Genomic DNA, 26,646 nt, shown 5'->3' with positions numbered 1-26,646 from the left:
AGATGAGAGTAATTGATAATTTTATACAGGGGTCAAAAAACTAATGAAAAAATTTTTAGTAACAAAATTCAGACTTCAGAGTTTATACTTCATATTTCAATTCTCTTTGATATTTAGCCTGAGTTTTGTTAATTTTACGCCATCAGCTATTGCAGCAAATCTTCCTAGCGATTTGCTCAAACAACCAGCTACAGAAATTACAGTTAGCTTGGGTAATGCGGCTAATGAACTCAAATTTGAACCCAATCATTTCGAGTTTATTGCAGGTAAACGCTATCTACTGCAACTCAAAAATCCCAGCCAATTAAAGCATTATTTTACTGCTAAAGATTTTGCTGATGGTATTTGGACGCAAAAAGTAGAAGCGGGAAAAGTAGAAATTAAAGGGTCTATTCACGAACTGGAACTAAAACCTAGTGCTGAAGCCGAATGGGTTTTTGTTCCTTTAAAAAGCGGTAAATATAACTTACGCTGTACAATACCAGGACATACAGAAGCGGGGATGACTGGAGAAATCATCATCAGTAGTTCATAATTACTTTTGGCAAATTAGTTGTTTTTTCTGAAAATTTATCTGCGTCCATCTGCGGTTAATGACTCTAATCCTTACACCACAGACACTAACAAACTTTCAAACCTATTACCTGCTATAACTTAAATATAGATATAGTTTCTCAATTATTCTATAAAAAGCACGGAATCCGTAGCGACAAAGCATCAGCAATTATTATCAGCACATGAACATATTTAGCAACTTGCTTTCTCAACCAGTTAAAGTCACACCGTCACCAAAACAGCGTCGGGGAATTGAAATCAAATCGCCGCGTGAAGTGGAAATTATGCGGCAATCTGCGAAAATTGTCGCAACGGTGTTGAAAGAAATTTCTGAATTGGTCAAACCAGGAATGACAACAGCCGACTTGGATGCTTACGCGGAAAAACGCATCCGGGAAATGGACGCAACACCGAGTTTCAAAGGATACCACGGTTTTAAAGGCTCTATTTGTGCCAGTATCAACAATGAAGTAGTACATGGTATTCCTAGTCCTAAAAAAGTTATTCGTACTGGGGATGTATTAAAAGTAGATACGGGTGCTTATTACCAAGGTTTTCACGGCGATTCTTGCATTACAATTGCTGTGGAGGAAGTCACTCCAGAAGCCGCTAGATTGATTCGTGTAGCTGAGGAAGCTTTATACAAAGGTATAGAACAAGTGAAAGCAGGTGCATATCTGCTTGACTTAGCTGGAGCTATAGAAGACCATGTAAAAGCCAATGGTTACAGTGTGGTAGAAGAATTCACTGGACATGGTGTTGGTCGGAATTTGCACGAAGAACCATCAGTATTTAACTTCCGCACCAGAGAAATGCCAAATGTAAAATTGCGTGCGGGAATGACTTTGGCAATTGAACCAATTTTAAATGCAGGTTCTAAACATACACGCACTTTAGCCGACCGTTGGACTGCGGTAACGGTAGATAATTCTCTATCGGCACAGTTTGAGCATACGGTGTTGGTGACGGAAACTGGGTATGAAATTTTGACCGATCGCACTAAAGTATAGCAGGTGATAGGTAAGCCGTTTATATTGCCTGATATTATGATTTTCGTGGCGATCGCAATTCATCCCAACAGCACAGTTGATAAGTTAATGTTGGGATGAATTTTTGCTGTTTAAGTTCTAATACGGTGATGAGAGTTGATTTCTCAATTTCTGCTCTAATCTATTAAACAATGAGTAAGAGTTGGGGGATTCTCCCCCACACCCCCGATTGGGCCCCAAACCCCCTCCAAAATCATTTTTTCGTTTTTTATTAGTTTTGTTGTAATTTAGTGTTCTTTAGGACTTACGCAACTGGCAGATTTTTTCTGTAGGGTGTGTGACGCAACGAGAAAATTTGAACGTAGTCATCAGATTTATAGCGTCACGCACCAACCACCAATTGTGACACTTACGTAATTCTTGCTCTTATCTGAATCCTATTGGTTTAAGTTCAATATCTAGAAAATTCATCCTAGAGGAACTGAACACAGAAACTAGAAATGAGTTCAATCAAGAAATAGGTAAAACTTTAGCATTTGCGAACATGACCACCATTGAATTTCAAAATCTAGGTAATCAACAGCGATCGCCTCAAACTATTCTGCCAAACTTAGGCTTAGTTTGTATTACAATTTCTCAAAAAGTCCGCTTTAAAACAATCACACGCACACGCTATTTAAAACTATCCCTAAAAGAACGAGAAAGTATCTTGCGAGAGCTTTATCAACATAACTTACAGCGATTGCATGATGCTTTGACTTTTTGTGAACAGAATGAAATTCGCCTTTATCGTATGACTTCTAATTTATTTCCGATGAATGATTTAGAAGACAAAATTGGCGAAAATCTCTTAGAAGAAATGGCTGATGAGTTGGGCAAAATTGGTCAACGTGCAGTCGCCCTTGGTATCAGAATGGTATTACATCCTGATCAATTTGTGGTGCTGAGTTCCGATTCACCAGAAATTATACAAACCAGTATTAATATCTTAGCCAGACACGCGCGGGACTTAGATTTACTGGGTTTACCTCGTTCGCCTTGGTCGTTGATGAACATTCATGGCGGTAAATCGCAACGCGCCGAAAAGTTGATACAAGTGATTTCAGAATTACCAGAAGCGATTAAAAGTCGCTTAACTTTAGAAAACGACGAATACGCCTATAGTGCCAGTGAAATTTTAGCAGTGTGCCAAGCCGCGAAAATTCCCTTGGTGTTTGACGCGCATCACCATATTTGCCACGAAAATTTAGACAGCTACAATGAGCCGAGTGTGGCTACTATGCTTGAGGCGGCTAGGGAAACTTGGACAAATCCAGATTGGCAATTAGTTCATATTTCCAACGGTGAAACAGCCTTTAAGGATAGAAAACACAGTGATTTTATTCATGCTATGCCTGATATTTATTATCAAGTACCGTGGATAGAAGTGGAAGCCAAACGCAAAGAAGAAGCGATCGCCCATTTGCGTAGTTGGTGGCTTGTGGGACAATAATATTTTTGTTGAGAAAATTTTGCCCTACCTTGCCTTGGCATGGAATAATTAAGAGACTATGGCGATCGCAATCGATTTTGGTACTAGCAACACAGTCATTGCCCGTTGGAATCCCGTCACCCAACAGGCGGAGACTTTGAGTTTACCTGGTTTATCAATTCAACAAAGTCTCAATCCTCCACTCATTCCCAGCTTGGTATATGTGGAAGACGCAGCCCAGAGTAAAGTTTTAGTAGGGCAGCAAGTACGCGATCGCGGTTTGGATCTCAAAGGCGAATCTCGATTTTTCCGCAGTTTTAAGCGCGGTATCGGCGCAGAAATTCAAGGCTTTTTACCGGAATTAGACGGACAAGCCGTCACCTTTGAGCAAGTTGGACAATGGTTTCTCAATCAAGTAATTGAAAAACTAGCACCCTTAGAAGGTGGCTTAGACTCTCTGATATTAACCGTCCCCGTCGATAGTTTTGAAGCCTACCGCCACTGGTTAGGTAAAGTTTGCCAAAGCCTCCCAGTCGAACAAGTGCGGATGTTGGATGAACCCACAGCCGCCGCCTTGGGTTATGGTTTGGCTGATCAAGAAAATCTTTTGGTGATTGATTTTGGTGGCGGGACTTTAGATTTATCTTTAGTTAAGTTAGATAAAGGCGCACAAGGTAATACTAAACCCATCGGATTTTTGCTGAAGTGGGGGAACAAATCGTTAGCAGAAGATTCCAAGCAAAAAGTCAAAATGGCGCGTGTGTTGGCAAAAGCTGGACAAAATTTAGGTGGTACAGATATTGACAATTGGTTAGTTGATTACTTCGCCAAAACTCAAGATTTGGCGGTGAGTCCATTAACAACGAGATTAGCTGAAAAAGTCAAAATTCAGCTATCAACTCAAAACCAAGCTAGTGAAGTTTATTTTGATGATGAAACATTTGAAAGTTACGAATTAAATTTAGACAGGGATAATTTAGATAATATCCTCAAAGAACAGGGATTTTTTGAGCGACTAGATGAATCAATGACCAATCTGTTGCAGCAAGCACGCCGCCAGGGAATTGAACTTGCAGATATTAATGCTGTGTTGTTAGTTGGGGGAACAGTGCAACTACCAGCAGTGCAGACATGGGTAAAACAGTATTTTGCGCCAGAAAAAATTCGCTGTGAACGTCCGTTTGAAGCGATCGCCCAAGGTGCATTACAGTTATCTCAAGGCGTGGAAATCAAAGACTTTCTCTACCACAGTTACGGGATTCGTTATTGGGATCGACGTAACCAACGCCACAGTTGGCATCCGATTATTAAATCAGGGCAAGCTTACCCGATGAATCAAGCTGTAGAGTTATTTTTAGGCGCATCTGTGGAGAATCAACCCAGCATTGAGTTAATTATTGGGGAATTAGGCGCAGACACAGGCAACACCGAAGTTTATTTTGATGGCGATCGCTTAATTACTCGCCGTCTCGATAGCGGTGAAACCACCGTCAAACCGTTGAATGATAGCGCAGGCGCAAGAACCATTGCTCAACTTACACCGCCAGGGTATCCGGGGAGCGATCGGGTAAAAATCCTCTTTCAAGTTGATGAACAACGGTTTTTACGCATCACCGTTGAGGATTTGTTGACGAATGACACCTTGTTAGAAAATGAGCTTGTGGCAAAGTTGAGTTAAAGTAATAAGGCATTGTTTGTTCTACCGCATAAAGATTTTATAGTGCAATACGGTTCAGTTAAGAAAATAAATTAACTGCTACACATAAAACAGAACTATTTTTTGGAGGGGGTTTGGGGGAGAATCCCCCAAGTCTTGGTTCTTCTGAAATCGATAAGCTGACAACGTTAACTGAACCGTATTGTTTTATAGTGAATTTGAGGGTAAACATTGACCTATTCCTTTCTCTATCAATTGAGCTTACACCCCATACCCTTTCACCCATACACCCAATCTCCACAGACAATCTGTGTACGTAAATCCTGTTGATATTAAAGCCAATTGCCTACTAAGACAAAACCTGACCAAAAATAAGGACGATTCTCTTTTTTTAATAAAGCTAATTGAGCCTGCTGGAGTGCTTTAGCTCTGCTTGTTCCTTTCTTTAATTCTTGATAAAAATAATTCATGATTTCACTAGTAGAAAAATCATCGATTGACCATAGACTTGCTAAAGTGCTTTCTGCTCCTATTTTAACGGTGATTCCAGCTAATCCTAACGTTGCTTGGCGATCGCCTGTAGCAGTTTCGCAGGAGCTTAAAACTAGCAACTCAATAGAATTAGAGCCATTGAAACTACTTGGTTGCAGTAGGTCAACTAAATCTTCTATCTTGAGTAGTTTATCCCAAGTGAGAATAAAGGTTTGATCAGGGTTAGAACTAAATTGACTGTGGGTGGCTAGATGAACTACAGAAAAATCTGATGATCGCAGTTTGTTTTCTATGTTGATTCTCGTAAACTTATTATTGAGAAGACTTTCACTTTGGGGTATTTTTGTCTGGATATTCTCTAATTCTTTCTTAACATTAGTTAGAGGAGAAAATTCTTGACCTGCAATAGAGCGTTTTTCGCTAACTCCTGCTGCTAAGACTTTCATTGACGAATTGCGTAGAGGTTTAGCCTCAAAAAGTTGTAAAGTAGGTGCTATGGCGATCGCATACTTTTCGATTAGATATTTTTGTTGTTCTTTATCATATAAAACTGACATAGGAATACTACGCAGATTCCCATCTAAGACAAAGACTAAAGTTTCTATGCTGTTAGATTTTAAATCTGCTTCTAGAGGACGAATTAACCAATCATAAACTTGTTGAGATAAAATTTTTACTTGAAACGCTTTAGTTACATTAGGCAAATATTTTTGTAAATTATTGAGAGTTGTTTCTACATTTTCCTTGGATATGGAAGTTGCATAATATCGCAGTTCTTGTTGTTGGGGAAATTTTAAAATAATCGCTAATTTATTTTCTAGAATAATAGGATAAATAACGGCTGCTTTGGTATCGCTTTTTTCGATAATTTGATCAATTTCAATTCGAGGTTTTAAACAAGGCTCTTGCAAAAAGTTTTCTATTTCGGCTAACTGTAATGACTCTATTGTATTTCGGGCTTGCTTGAGATTATTATTTGCGTTTAACTCAGAAGCCTCTTGATTTAATAAGAGTAAATTAACCAGTTGACGATACACTGGCTCAACTTTTTCCCGAAAAGAAAACTGTAACTGAGAGTTGATAGCAGCCAGATCAAGCCGCAGAGATTTTAATGTCTCAATAGCTGCATTATAAGCAGCGATCGCCTCTTGAATATTCCCCTGCTCTCTGAGAATATATCCGAGTTGCCATTGCCACTGATAGGACATATCATTAGCCGAAATTGTTTGCGCTTGTATAAGTGCTTTTTGCGTCAGGGCTAAAGCTTCTGAGTATTGCTGGTTCTGTTCATAAAGCCAAGCCAGATAGCCAATAGCATAAGATTCAGCACGCTGATTACCCAGGCTTTTTGCTTGTCGCCAAGCTATGATCAACTGTTGAGCAATATCTTTCACATCAACAGTTTTGATAGGTGAGAATTGATTAAAACAAATTAAACTTTGAGCAAAATTAATGTGGTTAAAAACTGTAGCTTGCTCAATAGGTAATTCCTCTAGCTGTGACTCAATTTGTGGAACTAAATTTTGTGCTATTGTTAGCTGATTAATTTTTAGCAGCAGACTCAGATAATTGAGTTGTGCTTGCGTCCAAATTTGGCTAGATATGGATTTAGCTGCGGCTTTTTGATATAGCGAATTAGCTTGCTGATAAAATAAAATTTCAGCCTCATCCTTAGCTTGCTCTTCACAACTTAAAGGACTAGAGTTTTGTTGATTAATTCTGCCTCTTTGAATTTGTGTTCTTTCTCCTAAAGTTCGTTGAGCATTGCCTAAACTCAACAAGGCTGAACTTTCTAATGTTGGTGATGATAAATTTTGAGCAACTTGTAAACTGATGTTTAATACTTTGATTGACAAATCTGGGCGATTGAGTTTTTGCAACACATCGCCTAAACTCTTCAAACCATTGGCTGTACTCAGAGAATTTTTTCTCGATGCAAGGGTTGACAACCATGAATTGCTTTGTGAACTGTTACGCTCTTGGGCTAATTTCCGGCAATCAGGCTGGTTAATGTCAAAAGCTTGTAATATTTGATTGCAGGCTTTGAGATCCATCCCGTTAGCTTGCAGAGCTTCGGCAACATTAATTAAATTTCGCAGTTTACCTTCTTCATTACCTGCTTTTTGGTAAATATGAGCCGCCTGCTGCCAAACGCTTACAGCTGCGTCAAATTGTCCAGCTTCGTAAAGGACTTTTCCTTCAAATTCTAATTTTTCCGCGTTGATTGCAGGTGTTGTTGCAATTGCCAGATCAGATAATAGACCTGAAACATTGATAAATAAAATTATCCCTAACAAAAAAAAGATAACTATTTTTAGTCGCTGGGAAAATCTGTAGCGCCAATTAGTTTTTCTCAGAACCATAGCATTTATTAGCAATATGCGGCTTGGGGATAAAGTTCAACGTCACTTGTCCTTGGTGATCAAAAGTCCAACTATTGGCTTCAAAAATGGGAGTAATATTTAAGTGTTTGTTTGGTGTGTTAGTGGTGAGAGTATTTTCAGAAACAGCGATCGCCGGAACACGTAACGCATGATTAGGTTGTGGTGGTATACCGCCTCGTCCTGTAATGATAAATTGGCTTGGGGACTGTCTGTTAGCCACGGTTGATGCTGCACATCCTTGAGTAATCAGCCTGCTAACATCGACCACATTTGTGGGTAAAGCCGCTAACTCATTGCTGATATCTGCATTTGGAGTATTAATAATAATTTCACCGTTGAGTAGGGGGTTTTGTTGGGAAAAGGCAGTGATATCGCTGCGCTTAGTTAGGTTTTCACTTGTTTCGATGCCAAAAATTCCCTGTGCATTAATCCGAATCAAGCCACCTTTACCTGAAAAAGCATTGGCAGTAATATCGCTATTTTCATCGGGAACAGCGACTAAAAATTTGGTGTTGATATTAATATTGCCGCCATTACCGCCTGTTTCTTGCAGTCCGGCGGTGGTGGAAATGCTGCTATTGTCTCTGAGCAGCAGTAAGTCTCCTATCTGCAATTGAATATTACCACCTTCGCTGCTGAATGTATCTGCCAATAACCGCGATCGCCCTTGCAGAGTTAGATAATTAGTTGTAATTTTTAAATCCCCTACATTCGCCTGTCCATTTTTTCTCGGAGCAGTATTAGCAACAGACACACTAGCACCATTAGTTAATGTTATCTGATGAGTATTAATTACAATTGAGCCAGAATTACCTGTGGCAATTGTTGGCAGTCCTAAAATAGCTTGTAGAAAATCAGGCGGAGTCACAATATCAGAGCTAATTCGACTATTGAGAAATGTTGTACCGACAGGACTAAAATCGAAAGTACTGGAATTAACAATTTCAACAGATTCTTTGGCATTAATTGTGATGTCACCTGCATTACCGCTAGAATATCCACTAGAGAGAATTGCACCGCCGTTTTTGAGTTGAAGGATAGGGGTATTAACAAGAATTTGTCCTCCGTTACCTTCTCCAAAAGAGTTGGAAACAATTGCACTATTAGAAATTGCCGCATTAGAATTACCCTGAATATTAATTAATTTATTGGCATTGATAATCAGATGACTGGCATTTCCTTTACCTAATGTGGAATTTGTAATCTGTGCGCCATCTCTAATGTCTAAAATATTAGTTGATACTGTCAATTTTCCTGATGAGCCAGTGTTAAAGGTTGCCGTTGTAATTGCACTCAAATCAGTAGCATCAACAGCAGAACTGCCCCTCATACCAATAAAATCATTAGCTTGAATATTAATATCCCCACTGTCTGCTGCACTAAAGGTTTGGGCAACAATCGTACCTCCATCATGTAGTAACAAACGAGGTACAGAAATGTTAATATTCCCTCCTCTGCCATCACCTAATGATTGAGTAGCAATCCGACTGGAAACTGCTGGATTTGTACCACTGATCACTAATGACTGAGTTCCAATGACTTGTATATCCCCACTGATTTGTTCACCCAGGGATTGTCCCACAATCATTGAGCCATCTTGTAAAGTGATGTTTCTACCCCTTAACTGAACTGTACCTGACTTCATTCCACTAACATCTACTAGTGCCGCAGATTGCAGGTGAATATTTCCAAATTGGGTATTAGGTGTTGTATTAACGGTTGAGAATTTATTCCCTTGTCCCAGAATCCATTCACCATTACTCAAAGCTGTTAAATCAATTTGACCAGAGTCAGCAATGAGTAAACCGCCATCAAGGCTGATGTTTCCTGCTACTAAAGCTAAAGTCCGACCAGGAGCAACTTGTAAACCTGTATGTTTCGCTGCTCGTCTATTGAGTAAAGATAAACCAACTCTGGTGATATTGTGACCCGAACCTTGCACCTGAATCGCACCTGAATTAGCTCCAATTTGTAGTCCAATTGGTATACTAACTGTTAGCAGAGGCTCGGTAGGTTCTTTGGTACTAAATTGCGAACCATCGGCGAATTTTATACTCGATGCTGTCGAAGCGATAAAGGAACCATTAATATTAATCTGTGCATTACCTCCGAAAATAATGCCACTAGGATTTATTAAGAATAAATTGACGGGATTTTGGTGATTGATGCTCTGAATCAAGCCATCGATATGAGAAATACTACCGCCAGTCACACGACTGAAAATTGTTGATATATTGGGTGTATTTCCTAAATCAAAGGTAGCAGATCCACCTGTAGGAATGGAAAACTGACTAAAACTGTGGAATAAATTGTTATTTACCACAGTGCCGTTTTCAATGATGAAATTTTGAGCATTGGCAGAATTGACAGTTGTATTGAGTGTACCATCAGAAACAACCTGTGCTTTAACGCAGCTAGACCAGAAAAGCATTGTTTCTAAGATCAGCAGCAAACCATTTACTGAACCTAAAAAAACCAAGGTTGATTTCATTACTCAATCGCCATATTTTTTAATAAAGATGATTAATAAAATTAGAAATAAAGCTGGCTGCATCTTCTAGGAATTATTTTGACATTTACCACCATTTATTCTCCAAGTAGAAGTGTGAGCAGTGGGACTGAAACTCAACGTCACTTGTCCTTGGTGATCAAAAGTCCAACTATTGGCTTCAAAAATGGGAGTAATATTTAAGTGTTTGTTTGGTGTGTTAGTGGTGAGAGTATTTTCAGAAACAGCGATCGCGGGAACACGTAAAGCATGATTAGGTTGTGGTGGTATACCTCCTCGTCCTGTAATGATAAATTGGCTTGGGGACTGTCTGTTAGCCACGGTTGATGCTGCACACCCTTGAGCAATCAGCCTGCTAACATCGACCACATTTGTGGGTAAAGCCGCTAACTCATTGCTGATATCTGCATTTGGAGTATTAATAATAATTTCACCGTTGAGTAGGGGGTTTTGTTGGGAAAAGGCAGTGATATCGCTGCGCTTAGTTAGGGTTTCACTTGTTTCGATGCCAAAAATTCCCTGTGCATTAATCCGAATCAAGCCACCTTTACCTGAAAAAGCATTGGCGGTAATATCGCTATTTTCATTGGGAACAGCGACTAAAAATTTGGTGTTAATGTCAATATTGCCGCCATTACCGCCTGTTTCTTGCAGTCCGGCGGTGGTGGAAATGCTGCTATTGTCTCTGAGCAGCAGTAAGTCTCCTATCTGCAATTGAATATTACCACCTTCGCTGCTGAATGTATCTGCCAATAACCGCGATCGCCCTTGCAGAGTCAGAGAGTTAGTTTTGATGCTCAAATCACCTGCATCACTTTGGCTTCGGCTATTCACAGAAATTTCGGCATCATTACTCAAATTGACAACCTCAGATGTCTCTATTTGAATATTTCCACCTTTTCCTTGCCCTAATGTACTCGCACTCAGGTTAGCTCCCTGGTTTAAATTTAGTGAATGTGCTTTTAGATCAATATTGCCACCATCTCCAATTGCTGTGTTTTCTGCTTTAGAGGTGATTTCACTAGAAAAGCCATTTGTGCCTTTACCATCAAGGTTAACGGCATCTTTCACATCTATAACAATGTTTCCGGCATTCCCCTTTCCAAAAGTATTGGTACTCAAAAAACTACCATTGAATAGATTCAGGGAGCCTGCTTTGATTTTAATATCTCCACCATCTCCAATCGCTGTCTCTTGTACTTGAGTAATAATTGTAGTATTAATAATACCGTTTCGGCTTTCACCATCCAGGTTAACAGCACCTTTCACATCTATAAAAATGCTACCAGCATTCCCATTTCCAAAGGCAACATTACTTAAAGCAGTTCCTTGGGAGAGAGTTAGGGAATCTGCTGTGATCTTAATATCTCCACCATCTCCAATTGCCGACCATCCTACCTGAGAGCCAATTACGCTAGGATCGCCATTGGTGCTTTCACCATCAAGTTTAACACTACCTTTCACATCGATAGTAATGCTACCACCATTTCCCACTCCAAAGGTACTATTACTAAACAAAGTGCCATTTAAGAGAGTTAGGGAGTCTGCTGTAATCTTAATATCCCCACCATTGCCAATTGCTGTTTCTTCTGCGTTACTAACAATTGCACTAGGAATACCATCATTGCTTTCACCATCTAGGTTAACAGCACCTTTCACATCGATGGTAATGCTACCACCATTCCCCATTCCAAAGGTGCTATTACTCACAAAAGCGCCATTTGAAAGATTTAGGGAGTCTGCTGTGATCTCAATATTGCCACCGTTGCCAATTGCCGAGCTAACTACTTGAGATATAATTTTACTAGCAGTACCATTTGTAGTTTCACCATCCAGGTTAACAGCACCTCTGACATCTATAGTAATTCTGCCAGCATTCCCCTTACCGAAGGTACTACTAGTCAACAAACCACCACCCGTCAGATTGAGTGAGTCTGCTGTGATCTGAATATCGCCACTATTTCCAATTGCTGACTCTCTTACTTGAGATACAATTCTACTGGGAACGCCATTTTTGTCTTCACCATCGAGGGTAACAGCACCTTTGACATCTATAAAAATGCCGCCAGAACTTCCTTCTCCAAAGGTAGAGGTAATTAAATCACTGCCATTAGTTAAATTGACTGAATCTGCCTGAATATTAATATTGCCACTATTCCCCGTCGCATTCACACCGACTTGGTTGATTATACGACTAGATTGACTCAACGATATGGCTTGTGTGGCGTTTAAAGTAATATCTCCTGCTCTTATTACTGGTGTTCCTAAATTTGTGGTCATACCTGCATTCAGAGAACTGCCTTCACTTATATCAATATTTCTACCACTCAGAGCGATCGCACCACCACCATCACCTGCTACATTCACAATAGCCCCATTCCTCAGTGAGATATCACCCCGTACCAGTTCTTGTGGCAATGTCAAAGCCAGATTTTTACCATCAATACTTAACCCGACTTCCCCAACACTGGCTACACTAGCTAACTCCACCCGTCCACCCAAGGCATTTAATCGCCCTGTATTCAGCACATTTCCCCCCACTAACAGCAAGCTATTTCCATCAGCTACTCTCAACCCCAATACAGGATTATTGACTTGATTTACTCCTGCTGCTGCTATTGAACTATTTTCGATTGATGCTGCATGAATTTGATTAAAAAATAAGGCTGATGGTTTCACTGTCAACAGTGGGACTGGTTGTGGAGATGAAGCACTGAAAAATCCTTGTTCGCCAAATTTAATACTATTAGCTGATGTGGCAACAAATGAACCACTAATATCTAAACTTGCACCTCTGCCAAAGATAATGCCATTGGGATTGAGCAAAAATAGGTTGGCATTGCCTAGTACTCCCAACTTGCCCAATATTTCCGAACGACTACTCCCTGTTACTCTCGCAAAAATGTTTTCGATTCCCGTAGGATTTGCAAAATACACAGTTCTTGCTTCCCCCACGTTAAATTCTCGGAAACTGTGAAACAGGTTCATCCCTCGCACACTTCCACCCGTGATTCCTTCTTGTGCAACTCCGTTGAAGTTGTTGATGATTTGGGATTTTTCTGTTCCCAAGGTATCATCTGGCACAATCTGACTCTGGGCTAGAGTACGTTCTGCCATAAAAATGATTATCATTTCAATGATAGACAGACAGATCATTAATGGGAGTTTTTTCTGGCAATGCCAACCACTATGAGTCATGCTAAAAGCTAAAACTTGATGAAAGTTGAGCAATTCAAAAACTTTATTTTGTTGTGATTGTATGATGGTTAAAAAAACCTTCAGGTTAAATTTAGGTAAATAAAGCCCAGAAATCTTGGAAAATCAGGTGTTGATGAATAAAAGTCTTTAAAAAGATAATACCTTTTGCTCGCACTCAAATCATCTGCCTAATTCAGCAACATTGAAGATGTACCATTGCAGATAAACTGAGATTTCCTCCAAGCTTGGGGCGTAGTCTTATGATTCTGGCGAAACTGTCGGAAGAAATGTCCTTCATGTTGATAACCTACAGCTTCAGCAATCTGACTTACCGACAAATCACTTTCTTTAAGCAGATTACGTGCTGCTAACATCCTGCGCTCAACAATCCAATGATTAACTGTTTTTCCTGTGTGACGACGTACCAAGTTAGTTAAGTAAGCCGGACAGTAACCCACTGCTGTGGCTACATCACACAAGCTAATCGGTTGATGATAATTCCCCTCAATAAAGTTAAATACTTGATTTAATAGCGTATTGCCAGGAAATTTTAATGAGGGATATTTTGGTTTGTCCTCCTGGCTAGAGATATTTTGGAATACTTGAGGTTGTGACGTTCCTGAAGCAACTGTTTGTGACTTAATGTGACATATCAATAGATAACTATATTTTTTGCCCTCCGATTCTATGGCAGTAACAGTGATTTCTAATGACAGGTTATAACCGTCTTTTCTTTGGTATTGAGTATTAAAAGATGTATGATGCTGCTGTTTATCAGTTTTACAAAAATTCGCCCAAACATTAAGTAAAAAATCTAGGTTCAGGTCTTGTATACCCATAGATACCAACTGTTCACGGGAACTACCGACTAAATGACAAACAGCTTGATTAACGTATAAAACTTTGGCGTTGGGTTTTGCAATTGGCTCTATCCAGAAAATTGGCTCTGGTACACGCTCCATCAAAAACTGAGTAAAGCGTAGTTCTTCTTGTTGTAATTTTAGTCTTAATGGAGGATTACTGGACTCAGCCATGCAAATGGTAGCAACCATATTTCAACCTCATTGAAACTATATAGACTGATCGAAAATAGAGAAACACTCACTAAAAACAGACGTTGAGTATTGATGGTGAAAATTTAGACTTGTAATGTCACCTTGTCAGGTAGTGTATTGAAGTTATGCTGGTTTACTTTAATTGCACATTAATATTCGCAAGGGGGCGGCGTGTAGGGGGCGGAAGAGAGAGTTTACAGCTTCGATCGACAAATGAAATTGTGCAATTTATGGGCGTAACAGCTTATGATCAATATTATACGTAAGTAGTCGTAGTTTAAGTCATTAACTTTATTTTTTATTAACTAAGTTAACCAACATGTTAATAATCCAAGATTAAGCCTAGTTTATCACTTGATAAAACTTTACAAAAGTTTATATGATCATCTCTTCCGTCTTTACGTATAATCCTATACAAAGTAAAAATAACCGCAAAAATTATACTTTATTTATATGAGTTTTTATCTAAAAATAAGAATTTCAGCTTTTTACTGAGATAATTAAATCACATAAATTGTTATTGTTGCAAGATGTGAGTAATCTAGAAATTGTATGACATGATCTAGGTTGATAGCGATCAATTCCACCTTAATTGTGGGTGATTTGCTTAGATGTTAGGATTGTAATAGAAGTAAAATCTCTGGCTTATTGAACAAAGTTAATATCAAAGTTAATCTGTAAATCTTGTATTTGCTTATATTCTTAAGTCTCAATGAATGTGGAAGAAGTCATAAAAACCATAGATCACATCCTTTTGACTAATACAGGTCAACACCTAAAAGATGTGGAATCTGTAATCCTCAGAGGAGCTTGGCAAGCTAAAACCTATGAACAGATTGCAGACACTTGCGATTACAGTTTGGGTTACATCAAACAAGTGGCAGCTCCTAAGCTGTGGAAATTATTATCAGAAGTTTTGGGAGAGGACATAAGTAAAACTAATTTCCGATTTATACTGGAACGCCTGTGGGAAGAGCTATTAGAAAGTATTCGATATTCGTCTGCATCGAGTATTAATCAGACAGCATTCAGAGAATCTTTGAGTGAAACGCCCGTAAAAAACTCGGAAAATTGGGGTGAAATACCGGAAATCGGCGTTTTCTATGGACGCACTCAAGAGCTTGCCACCTTAAAAGAGTGGTTAGTCAATCAACATTGTCGGCTAGTAGCAGTTGTGGGTATGGGGGGAGTTGGCAAGACAACATTAGCCGCAAAATGTGTTCAACAAATACAAACAGAATTTGATTTGATTATTTGGCGAGATTTACGCCAAGATCCATTACTGAGCCAATTGCTGACGGAAATCAGCCGACTTATAGAATCACAGCAGAGTTATCTAATTGCACAAGATATTGATGCTCAAATTACCGAATTTATTAATTTTCTCCGCCAATATCGTTGTCTTGTCATTTTAGATGCAACCACCAATCTTCAGCAAAGTAGTCATACAGCTGGACATTATCGAGAAGGTTTTGAAATTTACGGTAAATTCTTAAAAAGATTAGGGCAAGAGTATCATCGTAGTTCTGTGATGTGGATAGGGCGGGAGAAACCCAAAGAAATTGCCTTGATGGCAGGAGAAAATTGTCCGGTGCGTTCCTTATCTCTACAAGGTTTAGACTCATCAGCCAAGGAAATCTTTCAAAAGAAAAAGTTATTAGATCCAGATACTTGGGATGACTTGATTCAGCTTTATAGAGGTAATCCTTTAGCTTTGAAAATTGTTGCTAATACTATTCAAGAATTGTTTGGGGGTAAAGTTTCTGCCTTTTTGAAACAAGAGACAATAGTTTTTGGTGAACTGAACGATATTTTAGACGAGCAGTTTGAGTACCTATCAGATTTAGAGCAGGAAATCCTCTACTGGTTAGCAATTGAGTGTGAACCAATTTCTCTATCGCAATTACGTGGAGATATTGTAGCCCCCGTAACCCAGGCAGAATTAATGGAAGCGATAGAATCACTTTTGCGGCGATCGCTGATTGAAAGAAATGTGGTGGAAGAAGATGTTCTGTTTTCACTCCAGCAACCTGTAGTCTCTCAATATGTGATTAATCAAATTTGTGAGCGTGTTTGTCAAGAGATTCGGGAATTTAGCAGACACCAAAAAATTGAAACAATAGAGGTTTTGCGAATCCTATCTTTAGTGCAGCAGAAACAAAAAGATGCAGTTATTCAAGAAATGCAAGTCCGCTTAGTTCTAAAACCCATTAAAAACCAACTATATAAAATATTCAAAGATGAAAGTTTAATTGAATCATACCTCACCAAAATTCTTTCCCTTTTGCAAGGAAAAACTCCCTTGTTTGTTGGCTATGCCAAAAGTAATGTTAATAATCTGCTTTTAGAACTCAAATCAGATTTGAGTAACATCAGTTATCGATAATAATGTTCCCTGTTAATACTCACACTAAATATAAAATGTTGAAATATGAGCTACTGTATCAATCCCTGGTGTCTTAATCGGGAAAATCCTGACGATCAAGAATTTTGCCAGAGTTGTGGCTCTACCTTAGTCATCAACGAGCGTTATCGGGTGATTAAGCCATTACGAGAATTAAATCAAAACCACCATACAGAAATATTTGAAATAGATAATTTAGGTAAAACTAAAGTTCTCAAAGTTTTAACTAGCAATCGGCGACGATTAATTGAAATGTTTGAGCAAGAGGCTAGTATTCTCAGACATTTGAGATATTTAAGCGTACCTCAAATTGATACTTGTTTTTGTTTTTCTCCTAAAGATAGACATGAACAATTGTATTGCTTAGTCATGGAGAAAATACCAGGCGATAATCTAGCCCATTGGATAGATAAAAATGGTAGATTATCTGAAGAATTAGCCATTGATTGGTTGATGCAACTAACTAAATTATTAGTGGAACTGCATCAAGGAAAAGTTTTACACCGAGATATTAAGCCATCAAATATAATGATTCGTCCTGATGGTAAATTGCTGTTCATTGACTTTGGGGCAGCCAGACAAGTGACCATGACTTATGCAGAAAAGCTGGATGGCGGTGATATCACTAGAGTCTATTCCTTGGGATACACAGCACCAGAGCAAATTCAAGGTCAAGCTAGTTATCAATCAGATTATTTTGCTCTAGGACGGACTTTTGTTAATTTATTAACAGGCATACACCCTAACGATTTGCCAAAGGAACCGCACACAAACCGGATAATTTGGCGAGAGCAAGCACCCCAGATTTCTTCAGGTTTAGCTAATTTCATTGATAACCTGATGATTCCTGCACCCGATGAGCGTCTTCTCAACCCGCAGTTGGTCTTAGAACAAATCCACAGTAACCAAAGCCAAGAACTGCAAATTAGTGAATTAAGTGCAGGCAAAAAAAATCTCTCCTTGTCCGGTGGTAAAATTTTAGCGGTTAATAATTTAACTAATATTTGGCACAATCTGTGTAAAGTGATGGCGGTAAGTGTAGCGATCGCTTTTTGCGTTATCGGCATAAGATATTTTGGTATCCTCCAGCCCTGGGAATTACACAGTTTTGATCGCCTGATGGCAATACGCCCCATCGAAAAGCCAGATCCGCGCCTACTGCTTGTGACTATTGATGAAGCAGATATTCAATATCAAAACAGTCTAGGAATGCAGATTCGATGGTCTTTATCTGATCAAGCACTGCTGCAACTGATCGAAAAATTAGAGCCATATCAACCCAGAACCATCGGTTTAGATATTTATCGTGATTTCCCCGTCAGTTCTGACTATCCCCAATTAGCAAATTATCTCCGCACAGACACAAACTTTTTTGCTCCTTGCAAAGTAGCAGCACCCAAAGATGATGCGCCAAATGCTGTTCCACCACCACCAGAAGTCCCTGAATCCCGTTTAGGTTTTAGTGATTTCGTCGCCGATAATGACGAAGTAGCTCGCCGCCATCTGTTATATTTAACACCTCCGGCTAACTCCGCTTGCACCGCACAATATGCCTTTAGCTTACAAACAGCACTGCACTATCTAGCTAATCAAGGAATTAATACCAATGTAACTAGTGATGGACAACTACAGATAGGCCAAGTAGTTTTCCCACAATTAAAAAGCCACAGTAGTGGTTATCAAAATATTGATGCCTCTGGTTATCAGATCCTACTTAATTATCGTTCTTTGCGTTCTCCTCAAGATATTGCCCAGCAATTATCTCTCAGAGACATTCTGGAAAATCGTGTTACCCCAGAATTAATTAATGCGCTTAAAAATCGTGTCGTGCTTATAGGTGTAACTGCCCCTAGTACAGTTGATCAGTGGAAAACTCCTTACAGTGCTACAGCCATTCGTTCTCAGAAAAATATACCAGGAATATTCATTCAGGCTCAAGCGATCGCCCAGATTTTCAGTGCTGTTTTAGACAATAGACCCTTAATCTGGTGGTGGCCTACTTGGCTAGAAGCATTATGGATGATCGGATGGTCATTGTTAGCCGGGATACTAGCTTTGTGTATTCGTCGCCCTTTATACTTAGGAGTAACAATAGCGATCGCACTTTTGTTACTTTTTAGTATTTGCTACCTCACATTTATCAATGCTGGATGGATACCAATCATTCCACCCGCACTTTTAATAATTACTGTCCCAGCAATAGTTGTTTGGTTGAATTCCACACATCGCTAATACTTATTTAATAAAAATTTTGAGTTGAGATTATGGCTTTAACAAAATTGCCTCTACCATTGCTCAGTTTGAGATACTTGCTTGTTTTCGGTATGGCTTGTATGGTATCCCCCTTACCTCTACAAGCCTCCATGACGAAATTACACACACTATATGCCAGTAATCAGGAAAATCTATCCACACCCCCAAAGTTACCAGATAATGGTGCGCCCGTCGGTCGTCGTCGTGGCGGAACTAGTCGCAATGACTGTCCAGCACTCAATATTCCCCTGACTGCTCTTGTTCCTGGCCAAGAAACATTAGATAATTTTCAAGGCTCTACATCTTTTTTAGCTGCTACTATTTCTGAGTATCCTACCTTTTGGGTATATATTCCTGAATTACCTAGTAATATTCGCAATGGAGAATTTATCTTACAGAATGAAACTGGAGAAGATATTTATCGAAAATCTTTAAAACTTCCTTCAGTATCAGGAGTTATCAGCATTAATCTGCCACCTGAAACCCAATATTCTCTAAAATTAGGGCAGAAGTATCACTGGTATTTTAAAATTTATTGTGGACAGGAAGATGTAGCAGATAAATATTTTTACGTTGATGCCTGGATAGAAAGAATAGCTCTCACTAAAGAGCTTGACATCAAGTTCAAAAATATCAAATCTCACAAATATTTCACCTATTTAGAGAAAAAAATCTGGTACGATGCCATCACAGATTTAGGAAAAACACTCCAGACTAATTCCCAAGATCATGCTCTAAAAGCTGATTGGGTAGAAATTTTAAAATCAATAGACTTACCAGATATTGCTCAAGCACAGGTTTTATCCACTGAAGCACAAAAGTGAAAAGCAGGTAAGTAGAGAAGAATTACCCTTGTCTTCACTGTATTTCCCTGGCTCAGGAGAGTTTGCATAAATCTTTTTTTGCCTCACGCATTCGCCGCCAGACGTTCCCGCAGGGTAGACGCAAAGAAAGACGCTAGTACAACAAGGCAAAAGAAAGAATAGTTATCCTACAAGCATTTTAGCAATTCCTGATGGTATGTTTATTTCCGCCGTGCGGGACTATAATCATTACTTTTGCAAGAGGTCTATTGCTCAAAAATGTTTAAGTTCTATGAGAAACAACAAAAATGTGAGTCTTAGAGAAAAATTTGATATTGAGATAAATATCGGCATATTTTATGCTAAAAAATAGCTCACTCAATATTCTTTAGTAAAGATGCAATACCCGCAAATATTCATCAAAAATTACTTATTATAGGACTCATATTTGATTTCTAAAAAAAACAGTACACCCAGATCAATCTTCTTTCCTACTCCTATTCCCTACTCCCTATTCCCTGCCTATCGCGCTTGCGCTTTGCGAACGCGCACCACACAACTAGATTCAGGAATCAAACCGTATTCCTCTAGTAGGATTTAATTCGTAGTCAGGACTTGAGTCTTTGCTTACTTAAAAACTGAAGTTTTGACGACAAACCTTTAAGAGTATCAAAAATCCTGAAGCTTCATTAGTAGATGATTATTTGACAAAGTTTACTATATCTCTCCAATGAAAGTAATTCATCGGTTGTTTTACATACCTGGCTGGACAATCGCTACTAAAATTTCTGTGGCTTTAATATCCGCAGTTTTTATCCCAATGACCTTCACAGCATATTACAATCTACGAGAGAGCTTAGAGCGTGTAGAAACTGCTGAATATCGTAAGTTGGAGCTATTAGCTAATAATACTGCCAGTCGCCTCGATCAAATGCTCATTGATATTCAACGTCTGGTAATTCAAGTAAGTGGCGACCTCGATGTCGTGGATTTTTTATCTGCTGACACACTTGAAAAGCGAAAAAAATTTGGCATCAGATTGCAAAAAACTCTCAGAAATATTCATCATGCTAATCCAGATTTTGATGCTGCATATATTATAGATCGTCAAGGTTTATGTATTGCTGCTACAGATTCTACATTCATCGGTCAAAACTATGCCTTTCGGCAATACTATAAGTCTGCTATCCAGGGAAAAACCTATATATCTAGTATCCTAATAGGAAAAACAACTAGAAGACCAGGCTTATATTTTTCTGCTCCTGTCAAATCAGAAAAGGGCAAGATTTTAGGAGTTGTGGTACTCAAAGTTAAAGGAGAAGGTATTTGGACAATAGTTAATTCCTTAAAGCCAGCAAATCAGAGCTATGCTTTCCTCATAGATAAGGAAGGTATGATCATTTCCCATCCAGATAAATCCATTTTATATAATACTATTTTTCCTATCTCGCCTGATAAATCTAAACAATTATTATCTAATCTGGGAAATATTTTTCCTTCGATAAATAGCCTGAATATTCCCGAACTAAAAGCTATAGTCAGAGCTAAAGATGCGGGTCATACTAGTTATTACTCCCCAATTGAAAATCAACAAATGATTGTTGGCTTTGCTCCCATGAAAATAGAGCCGTGGGTATTAGGCATAAGTCAATCTAGACAGCAGTTTGAAGCTCCTTTATATCGTCTCATAATATTTAATATTAGTAGTGTATTCATTGTGGGCGGAATTACCACAATTGTGGCTTTGTGGTTAAGTTCTCGAATTTCTCGCCCAATTCGTGGACTGACAGCAGCAGCACAAGCACTAGAAAAAGAAACCTTTAATCAGGAAGCACATCATATTTTAGTGCAAGCTGCTCATAGCCACGATGATATCGGTCAATTGGTGCGTGTCTATATGAATATGGCTGAAACTGTTAGGACGCGCAATCAGAATTTGAAAATGCAGGTAAAAGAACTAAGAATAGAAATTGACGAAACTAAAAGAACTAGATATGTGGAGGAAATCACTGGTAATGAACATTTTGAAAATATCCAGAAAAAAATTGCCAAGATTAAACAAGGCACATTAGTGGCTAGTGAAACTGAGATTGGTTACTACGATCGCCTGCATAATCAGGTGCAATCTCTCAAGCAGCGAACAGTTGTAAACATAACTCAAAAACTGCCTAATTAACAGAGAAACTTCTATTTTGCTCAATCAAATAAAAAATCTCAGATATTTACCAGGGGGTGATAGATATGACATTTGATTTTGATGATGAACTGATATCTCGTGAAGAGGTATTAGCGGGTTTACCTGCTAGACGAGCCAACACAATTTTATTTTTAATTGAGAGCCGAACAGCCCAAATAGCAGCGCGATCGCGTGTAGAATTTTCCTTAGCACCCCAATCTGCTCATGAACGCGATTTAGCCTTTCTAGAAGCTTTTGCTTTAGGTAATGCACCACCAATCCGCCCCACTATTCAGCAACTAGAACGTTACGCTAGTGAATGGGCTTCTTTAGTTCCAGCAAATCCCCGACTCAAAGCCGCGATCGCCCAAGCCTTGGGACAGAAGTATAATTTTACCTATCAAGCCATACCGCAGATTCGCACCGTCTTAGGTCTTGATGAAAAAGCCGTACAAACAGCCTATTCTCGACTGTATAGAACATCACTATTCAACATCTTTGCATCCCACACCACATTTATCGAAGAATTGCGCTGGATGTTGAAAGATGTCTCACAAAAAATTGAATCTGTACCACCCTTCTGGCTGGCCTTTTTACTCACCATCTCCTTGGGTTTACCCCAAGCCTTTTTAGCCTTACCCATCGCTGTAGTTGATATTGGGCCATTACCGACCGTGGCCTTTTTGTTAATTATCGGTGCAATTAACGTTGTCACAATGGCTTGTATGGCTGAAGCCTTCGGTCGTAGCAGTGATTTTCGTTATGGTCATCCCTTCATCAAACAATTAGTCGCCAATTATTTAGGCGCAGCAGGTTCATTTATACTTTCCTTCGCAGTTGGGATTCGAGTATTTTTTATCGCCTTGGCTTGTTATATTGGCTTGTCAACAACTATGGCTAATTTGACTCAAATCCCTCCAGAAATTTGGGCTGTATTACTATTTGTGGCGGGTTCATATTTGCTAACTCGTCAATCCTTAAATTTCACAGTCTCCCTGTTGGTATTTCTGGCAGCGATTAATATTGGGTTACTTTTGATACTGTCACTGTTGACATTGCGTCACATCAATTTAGACAACCTGTTATATGTCAACTTGCCTTTTTTGAATAATCAACCTTTCCAACCCTGGATATTACAAAGAATTTTCGGTGTGGGTTTGATGTTGTATTTTGGTCATGTCTATGTGGGAGAATGTGCCAAAGTTGTCCTACCGCGTGATCCTAGTGCCTCATCGTTAATTTGGGGTAGTGTGTGGGGAACGGCATTTCTAACTGTAATTTTTTGCCTTTGGGTGCTGGTTGTCAATGGCGCGATCGCACCAGAATTGTTAGCCCAACAGTCAGGAACGGCTCTAGAAGCCCTAGCTATTCAAGTCGGCTCCATTGTTCCTATCTTGGGAGCAATTTTAGTGACCTTGTTGTTGGGAATGGCTTGGCTACGTAGTTCCAGCCTTTTAGTTAACCTAGCCAAAGAATGGATACCTACTCCATCTCTTCCCATCTTGATGTTACCCCGCCAAGGAGGAATGTTAAAATTCCATCCACCTAGTAATTCTACGGATGTTTATTGTATAGGTATTACCTATTTGGGAATTGTAGACAATCAACCCAAGTTTCAAATAGATATCCAGTTACAAGGCCACATCTATCATGTAGAAATTGCAGTCAATGAGCATTGGGACATCAAAGAGTTATTTACTCAATATCCAGACCTCAACCAGTCAAATATTCGCCTGATGTTTGATATCCAATCAGCTAACCATGATCGTGTATATCTGCAAATTACTTCGCCAATGCTCCTCAACTACGAAGCTAGTTTGGATGTGAAACACAACCTCACAACAGCTATAGCCAGAAAACCAAAAACTCACTTTTGGTTACACCTCCTCAACCAGCGTCGTTTGTTATTATCCATCAGTCCATTAATTTTAGTTTTTGTCTTGACTGAGTGGCTATTTCTCGCTGGTACGCAATCTTTCACAAACATACTCGCTTTTGCTGGCGTACTGGGTAACTCTCTTGTTGGTGGAATTTTCCCGATTTTGTTGTTGATTTCTAGTAGAAAAAAAGGAGAACTGATACCTGCTGTAGTCTTTAAGATTCTCAATCATCCCCTATTCAATGTGGGCATATATAGCATTTTTCTGGGTATTTTGTTGATTCACGGCTTATTCATCTGGCAACATCCCCTGGCACGAATCAGCGCATTCAGCATTGCTTTATTATCACTGGGTGCAACGATTGTGATGCAACTGTATGGTGCTTTTGCTTCCCGCGTAGTTGTAGAACTGCGACAGGAACAGCAACCACAAGGAAATTCAGTCTTTACGATTACGGCTGGTGGTAAGCCAAAAATAGCAGACGTACTTTTAGGATATGCAGAGGGTGAAGTACACCAACAAGCCACCAAAATCGATATTCCCTCACTCTCATCTTTACGCTACGCCATCTTTTGCTTTTCCACCAAGGGAGAAAAAGAAATGAAAGTCTGGACAGATGGAAATAACGATGAACATAAATCTCAGCACTTGCCTAAATTTGTAGAAGTCGAGAGTGGTAACAAAAAAATGCAGTTTGACTGGAAATTATCTAATGGCAAAGTCTTGCTACCGCTAATTAGCGATCAATGCTGGTTGAAATTTACATTCCCAGAGCGATCGCCATCTTAACAAACGATACAACTCATATTTTAATTTCATTCCCTGTTCCCTTCCCAAATAAACAAAAAAGGTAAATTATGTCCAAGATTATATCAATTCATTCCTTCCGTGGCGGTACAGGCAAATCAAATACTATTGCTAATATCGCCGCTACTATGGCCATCCAGGGAAAACGGGTAGCAATCATCGATACAGATATCCAATCTCCTGGAGTTCACATCATATTCGGACTCAACGAACACAAAATTGAATATTCTCTCAATGACTATTTATGGGGACGCTGTGAGATGAAAGATGCTGCCTATGATGTGACTCATACCCTCATCAATAGACAACAATCTTCCAATCAAATCAAGGGTAATTTATACTTAGTTCCTTCTAGTATTAAAGCTGGTGAAATTTCCCGGATTATCCGTGAAGGATATGATGTAGTGAGGCTCAATGATGGCTTTCAAGAACTTATCGTCAGTCTCAATTTAGACTATCTTTTTATTGATACCCATCCCGGATTGAACGAAGAAACCTTAATTTCTATCGGCATTTCTCATGTATTGATCGTTGTCCTGCGTCCAGATCAACAAGATTTTCAAGGTACTGCTGTCACAGTAGATGTAGCTCGTAAGTTGCGCGTCCCCAAAATGTTACTTGTGATTAATAAAGCATTATCAAGTTTGAATTTCCCAGACTTACAGCAACAAGTAGAGAGCATCTATAATGTTTCCGTAGCTGGGATTTTACCTCTTTCTGAAGATATGGCGGAATTAGGGAGTAAAGATATTTTCACTGTGCAGTATCCTGAGCATCCTATTAGTCAAACTGTGCAGAAAATTGCTGCCCAAATTGCTGATGTTGCGGCTTAATTAAATATGAATAACCAAACGCAATTTCGTGCCGATGTACTGGCGGCCTATGGTGCTAGTAGCTCAGAAATAGATGAGTTACTAGCATACAACCATAATGTATTTTGTCAAACTAAATTAAAGCATCCTCTTACATTTCCTTTACCATCTGAAGCTCATATCAATACTTGGGAAGAATACGCAACAGCAGCCAAAACTCTCGGCGCATTTGCAGTTCTCCAGCAACGATTAGTGCAGTTACAATTCCCCATTCTTGAAGGTATCAGCACAACTCCAGCATATAGAGATGCCACCCGTAAAGGTACATCTGTCGATAATCTTGCAGAGGCGACTGGTTTAGTGTTGACTCAACCAGAAAAACTGCGCTTAGAAATATATCCTAGTTTGGCTGGGAAAATTCCTGTTTTACTACCGGGAAATCGGGAGGATTTTGTTACTTTAGTCCAAGCTTTAACACAGCGTAATGAACCCACAGAAATTCCTGCATCAATGGGAGCTTGTATTGTCGGTGGGTTTAACAATTGGGATAGGATTCACCGCTATCGCCAAAAATGGGAACAGCAAAATCCTCATCAATGCTCAAAACATGATTGGACATTAGAGTTTCAACGCCTAATTCCCCAAAAAGAACTGTATCAAGATAGATTCATTATTTTGAGTAACAGTCCTTACAGCAACATTACAGCCCAAGAAATCGGTGCAGAGGAAACTACTTGGCAAAATATATCTCTAAAAATTCGCTTGGAACACGAATGTACTCATTATTTAACAAATCGTTTATTTAAATCCATGCGAAACAATGCCTTTGATGAACTAATTGCTGATTATAGAGGTATTGTAGCTGCCATAGGATATTATCGAGCCGACTGGTTTTTACATTTTATGGGCTTAGAATCATTTCCTGAATATCGAGAAGGAGGTAGACTGCAAAACTATCGAGGACAACCGCCTCTTTCTGATGGTGCTTTCAAAGTTCTCCAGTCATTGTTGCAAGCAGCAGCCTTTAATTTACAGCGTTTTGATGCAGAATATATCAATGATTTAGAAACGCCTGAATGTCAAATACAACTGTTATGTTCATTATTTTGTTTGACTTTAGAAGAGTTAGCTGATCCAGGATTTAATTCATTCATTAAACAACTGTTACAAAAAGTCTAGTTTTTAAAATTGCCGATTGTTT

15 protein-coding genes are annotated in these 26,646 nt (G+C 39.1%); 11 read left to right on the top strand and 4 right to left on the bottom strand.

The genetic code is table 11. From position 1 onward, the window contains the following. Positions 1-43 precede the first annotated feature (43 nt). The 4 genes from H6G77_RS19020 to H6G77_RS19005 all read left to right on the top strand — a co-directional run bounded on the left by H6G77_RS19020 (position 44) and on the right by H6G77_RS19005 (position 4,693). A complete protein-coding gene (locus H6G77_RS19020) occupies positions 44-535 on the top strand; it encodes a plastocyanin/azurin family copper-binding protein (protein WP_190872426.1) in 492 nt (163 codons plus the stop codon). Positions 536-737: 202 nt separating this feature from the next. Continuing rightward, positions 738-1,565: a type I methionyl aminopeptidase gene (map, locus tag H6G77_RS19015; protein ID WP_190593962.1), complete on the top strand. Its 828-nt coding sequence runs from the start codon at positions 738-740 to the stop codon at positions 1,563-1,565. A gap of 523 nt (positions 1,566-2,088) precedes the next feature. Beyond that, positions 2,089-3,036 carry a UV DNA damage repair endonuclease UvsE gene (gene uvsE / locus H6G77_RS19010; protein ID WP_190872425.1) on the top strand — a complete coding sequence of 316 codons (948 nt, stop codon included), beginning with the start codon at positions 2,089-2,091 and terminating at the stop codon, positions 3,034-3,036. Positions 3,037-3,094: 58 nt separating this feature from the next. Then, positions 3,095-4,693 (top strand): Hsp70 family protein, encoded by a 1,599-nt coding sequence (locus H6G77_RS19005; RefSeq protein WP_190872424.1) that lies wholly within the window; start codon positions 3,095-3,097, stop codon positions 4,691-4,693. Between the two features lie 311 nt (positions 4,694-5,004). Here H6G77_RS19005 and H6G77_RS19000 read toward each other — a convergent pair whose 3' ends face one another. The 4 genes from H6G77_RS19000 to H6G77_RS18985 form a co-directional block, all read right to left on the bottom strand. After that, a complete protein-coding gene (locus H6G77_RS19000; protein ID WP_190593111.1) occupies positions 5,005-7,527 on the bottom strand; it encodes a CHAT domain-containing protein in 2,523 nt (840 codons plus the stop codon). Further along, complete coding sequence (locus H6G77_RS18995; RefSeq protein WP_190872423.1) at positions 7,508-10,039, bottom strand: filamentous hemagglutinin N-terminal domain-containing protein; 2,532 nt, start codon at positions 10,037-10,039, stop codon at positions 7,508-7,510. The genes H6G77_RS19000 and H6G77_RS18995 overlap by 20 nt, the downstream gene beginning before the upstream one ends. 66 nt (positions 10,040-10,105) lie before the next feature. After that, on the bottom strand, positions 10,106-13,174 hold the full coding sequence (locus tag H6G77_RS18990) for an S-layer family protein (RefSeq protein ID WP_242049254.1): 3,069 nt from the start codon (positions 13,172-13,174) through the stop codon (positions 10,106-10,108). A gap of 269 nt (positions 13,175-13,443) precedes the next feature. After that, the gene (locus H6G77_RS18985) at positions 13,444-14,307 is read right to left on the bottom strand and encodes an AraC family transcriptional regulator (RefSeq protein WP_190593114.1); all 864 of its coding nucleotides are present in this window, start codon (positions 14,305-14,307) and stop codon (positions 13,444-13,446) included. Between the two features lie 715 nt (positions 14,308-15,022). Between H6G77_RS18985 and H6G77_RS18980 the strand changes: the two genes are divergently transcribed. The 7 genes from H6G77_RS18980 (at position 15,023) to H6G77_RS18950 (ending at position 26,624) form a co-directional block, all read left to right on the top strand. After that, positions 15,023-16,696: an NB-ARC domain-containing protein gene (locus tag H6G77_RS18980; protein ID WP_190872421.1), complete on the top strand. Its 1,674-nt coding sequence runs from the start codon at positions 15,023-15,025 to the stop codon at positions 16,694-16,696. 45 nt (positions 16,697-16,741) lie between these two features. Then, on the top strand, positions 16,742-18,946 hold the full coding sequence (locus H6G77_RS18975; protein WP_190872420.1) for a CHASE2 domain-containing protein: 2,205 nt from the start codon (positions 16,742-16,744) through the stop codon (positions 18,944-18,946). Positions 18,947-18,978: 32 nt separating this feature from the next. Beyond that, positions 18,979-19,791, top strand: a complete 813-nt coding sequence (locus tag H6G77_RS18970; RefSeq protein WP_242049253.1) for a DUF928 domain-containing protein — start codon at positions 18,979-18,981, stop codon at positions 19,789-19,791. A gap of 709 nt (positions 19,792-20,500) precedes the next feature. Further along, entirely contained in the window at positions 20,501-21,946 is a 1,446-nt protein-coding gene (locus H6G77_RS18965; protein WP_242048495.1) for a cache and HAMP domain-containing protein, read from the top strand. Between the two features lie 65 nt (positions 21,947-22,011). After that, the gene (locus H6G77_RS18960; RefSeq protein WP_190872419.1) at positions 22,012-24,615 is read left to right on the top strand and encodes a hypothetical protein; all 2,604 of its coding nucleotides are present in this window, start codon (positions 22,012-22,014) and stop codon (positions 24,613-24,615) included. A gap of 68 nt (positions 24,616-24,683) precedes the next feature. Next, positions 24,684-25,466 carry a MinD/ParA family protein gene (locus H6G77_RS18955; RefSeq protein ID WP_190593118.1) on the top strand — a complete coding sequence of 261 codons (783 nt, stop codon included), beginning with the start codon at positions 24,684-24,686 and terminating at the stop codon, positions 25,464-25,466. Between the two features lie 6 nt (positions 25,467-25,472). Then, positions 25,473-26,624, top strand: coding sequence for a DUF7005 family protein (locus H6G77_RS18950; protein ID WP_190872418.1), 1,152 nt, complete (start codon positions 25,473-25,475; stop codon positions 26,622-26,624). Positions 26,625-26,646: the final 22 nt, after the last annotated feature.

The sequence above is a fragment of the Aulosira sp. FACHB-615 genome (genome assembly GCF_014698045.1).
Classification (GTDB): Bacteria; Cyanobacteriota; Cyanobacteriia; order Cyanobacteriales; family Nostocaceae; genus Nostoc_B.
This window is presented reverse-complemented; position numbering and strand designations above follow the sequence as displayed.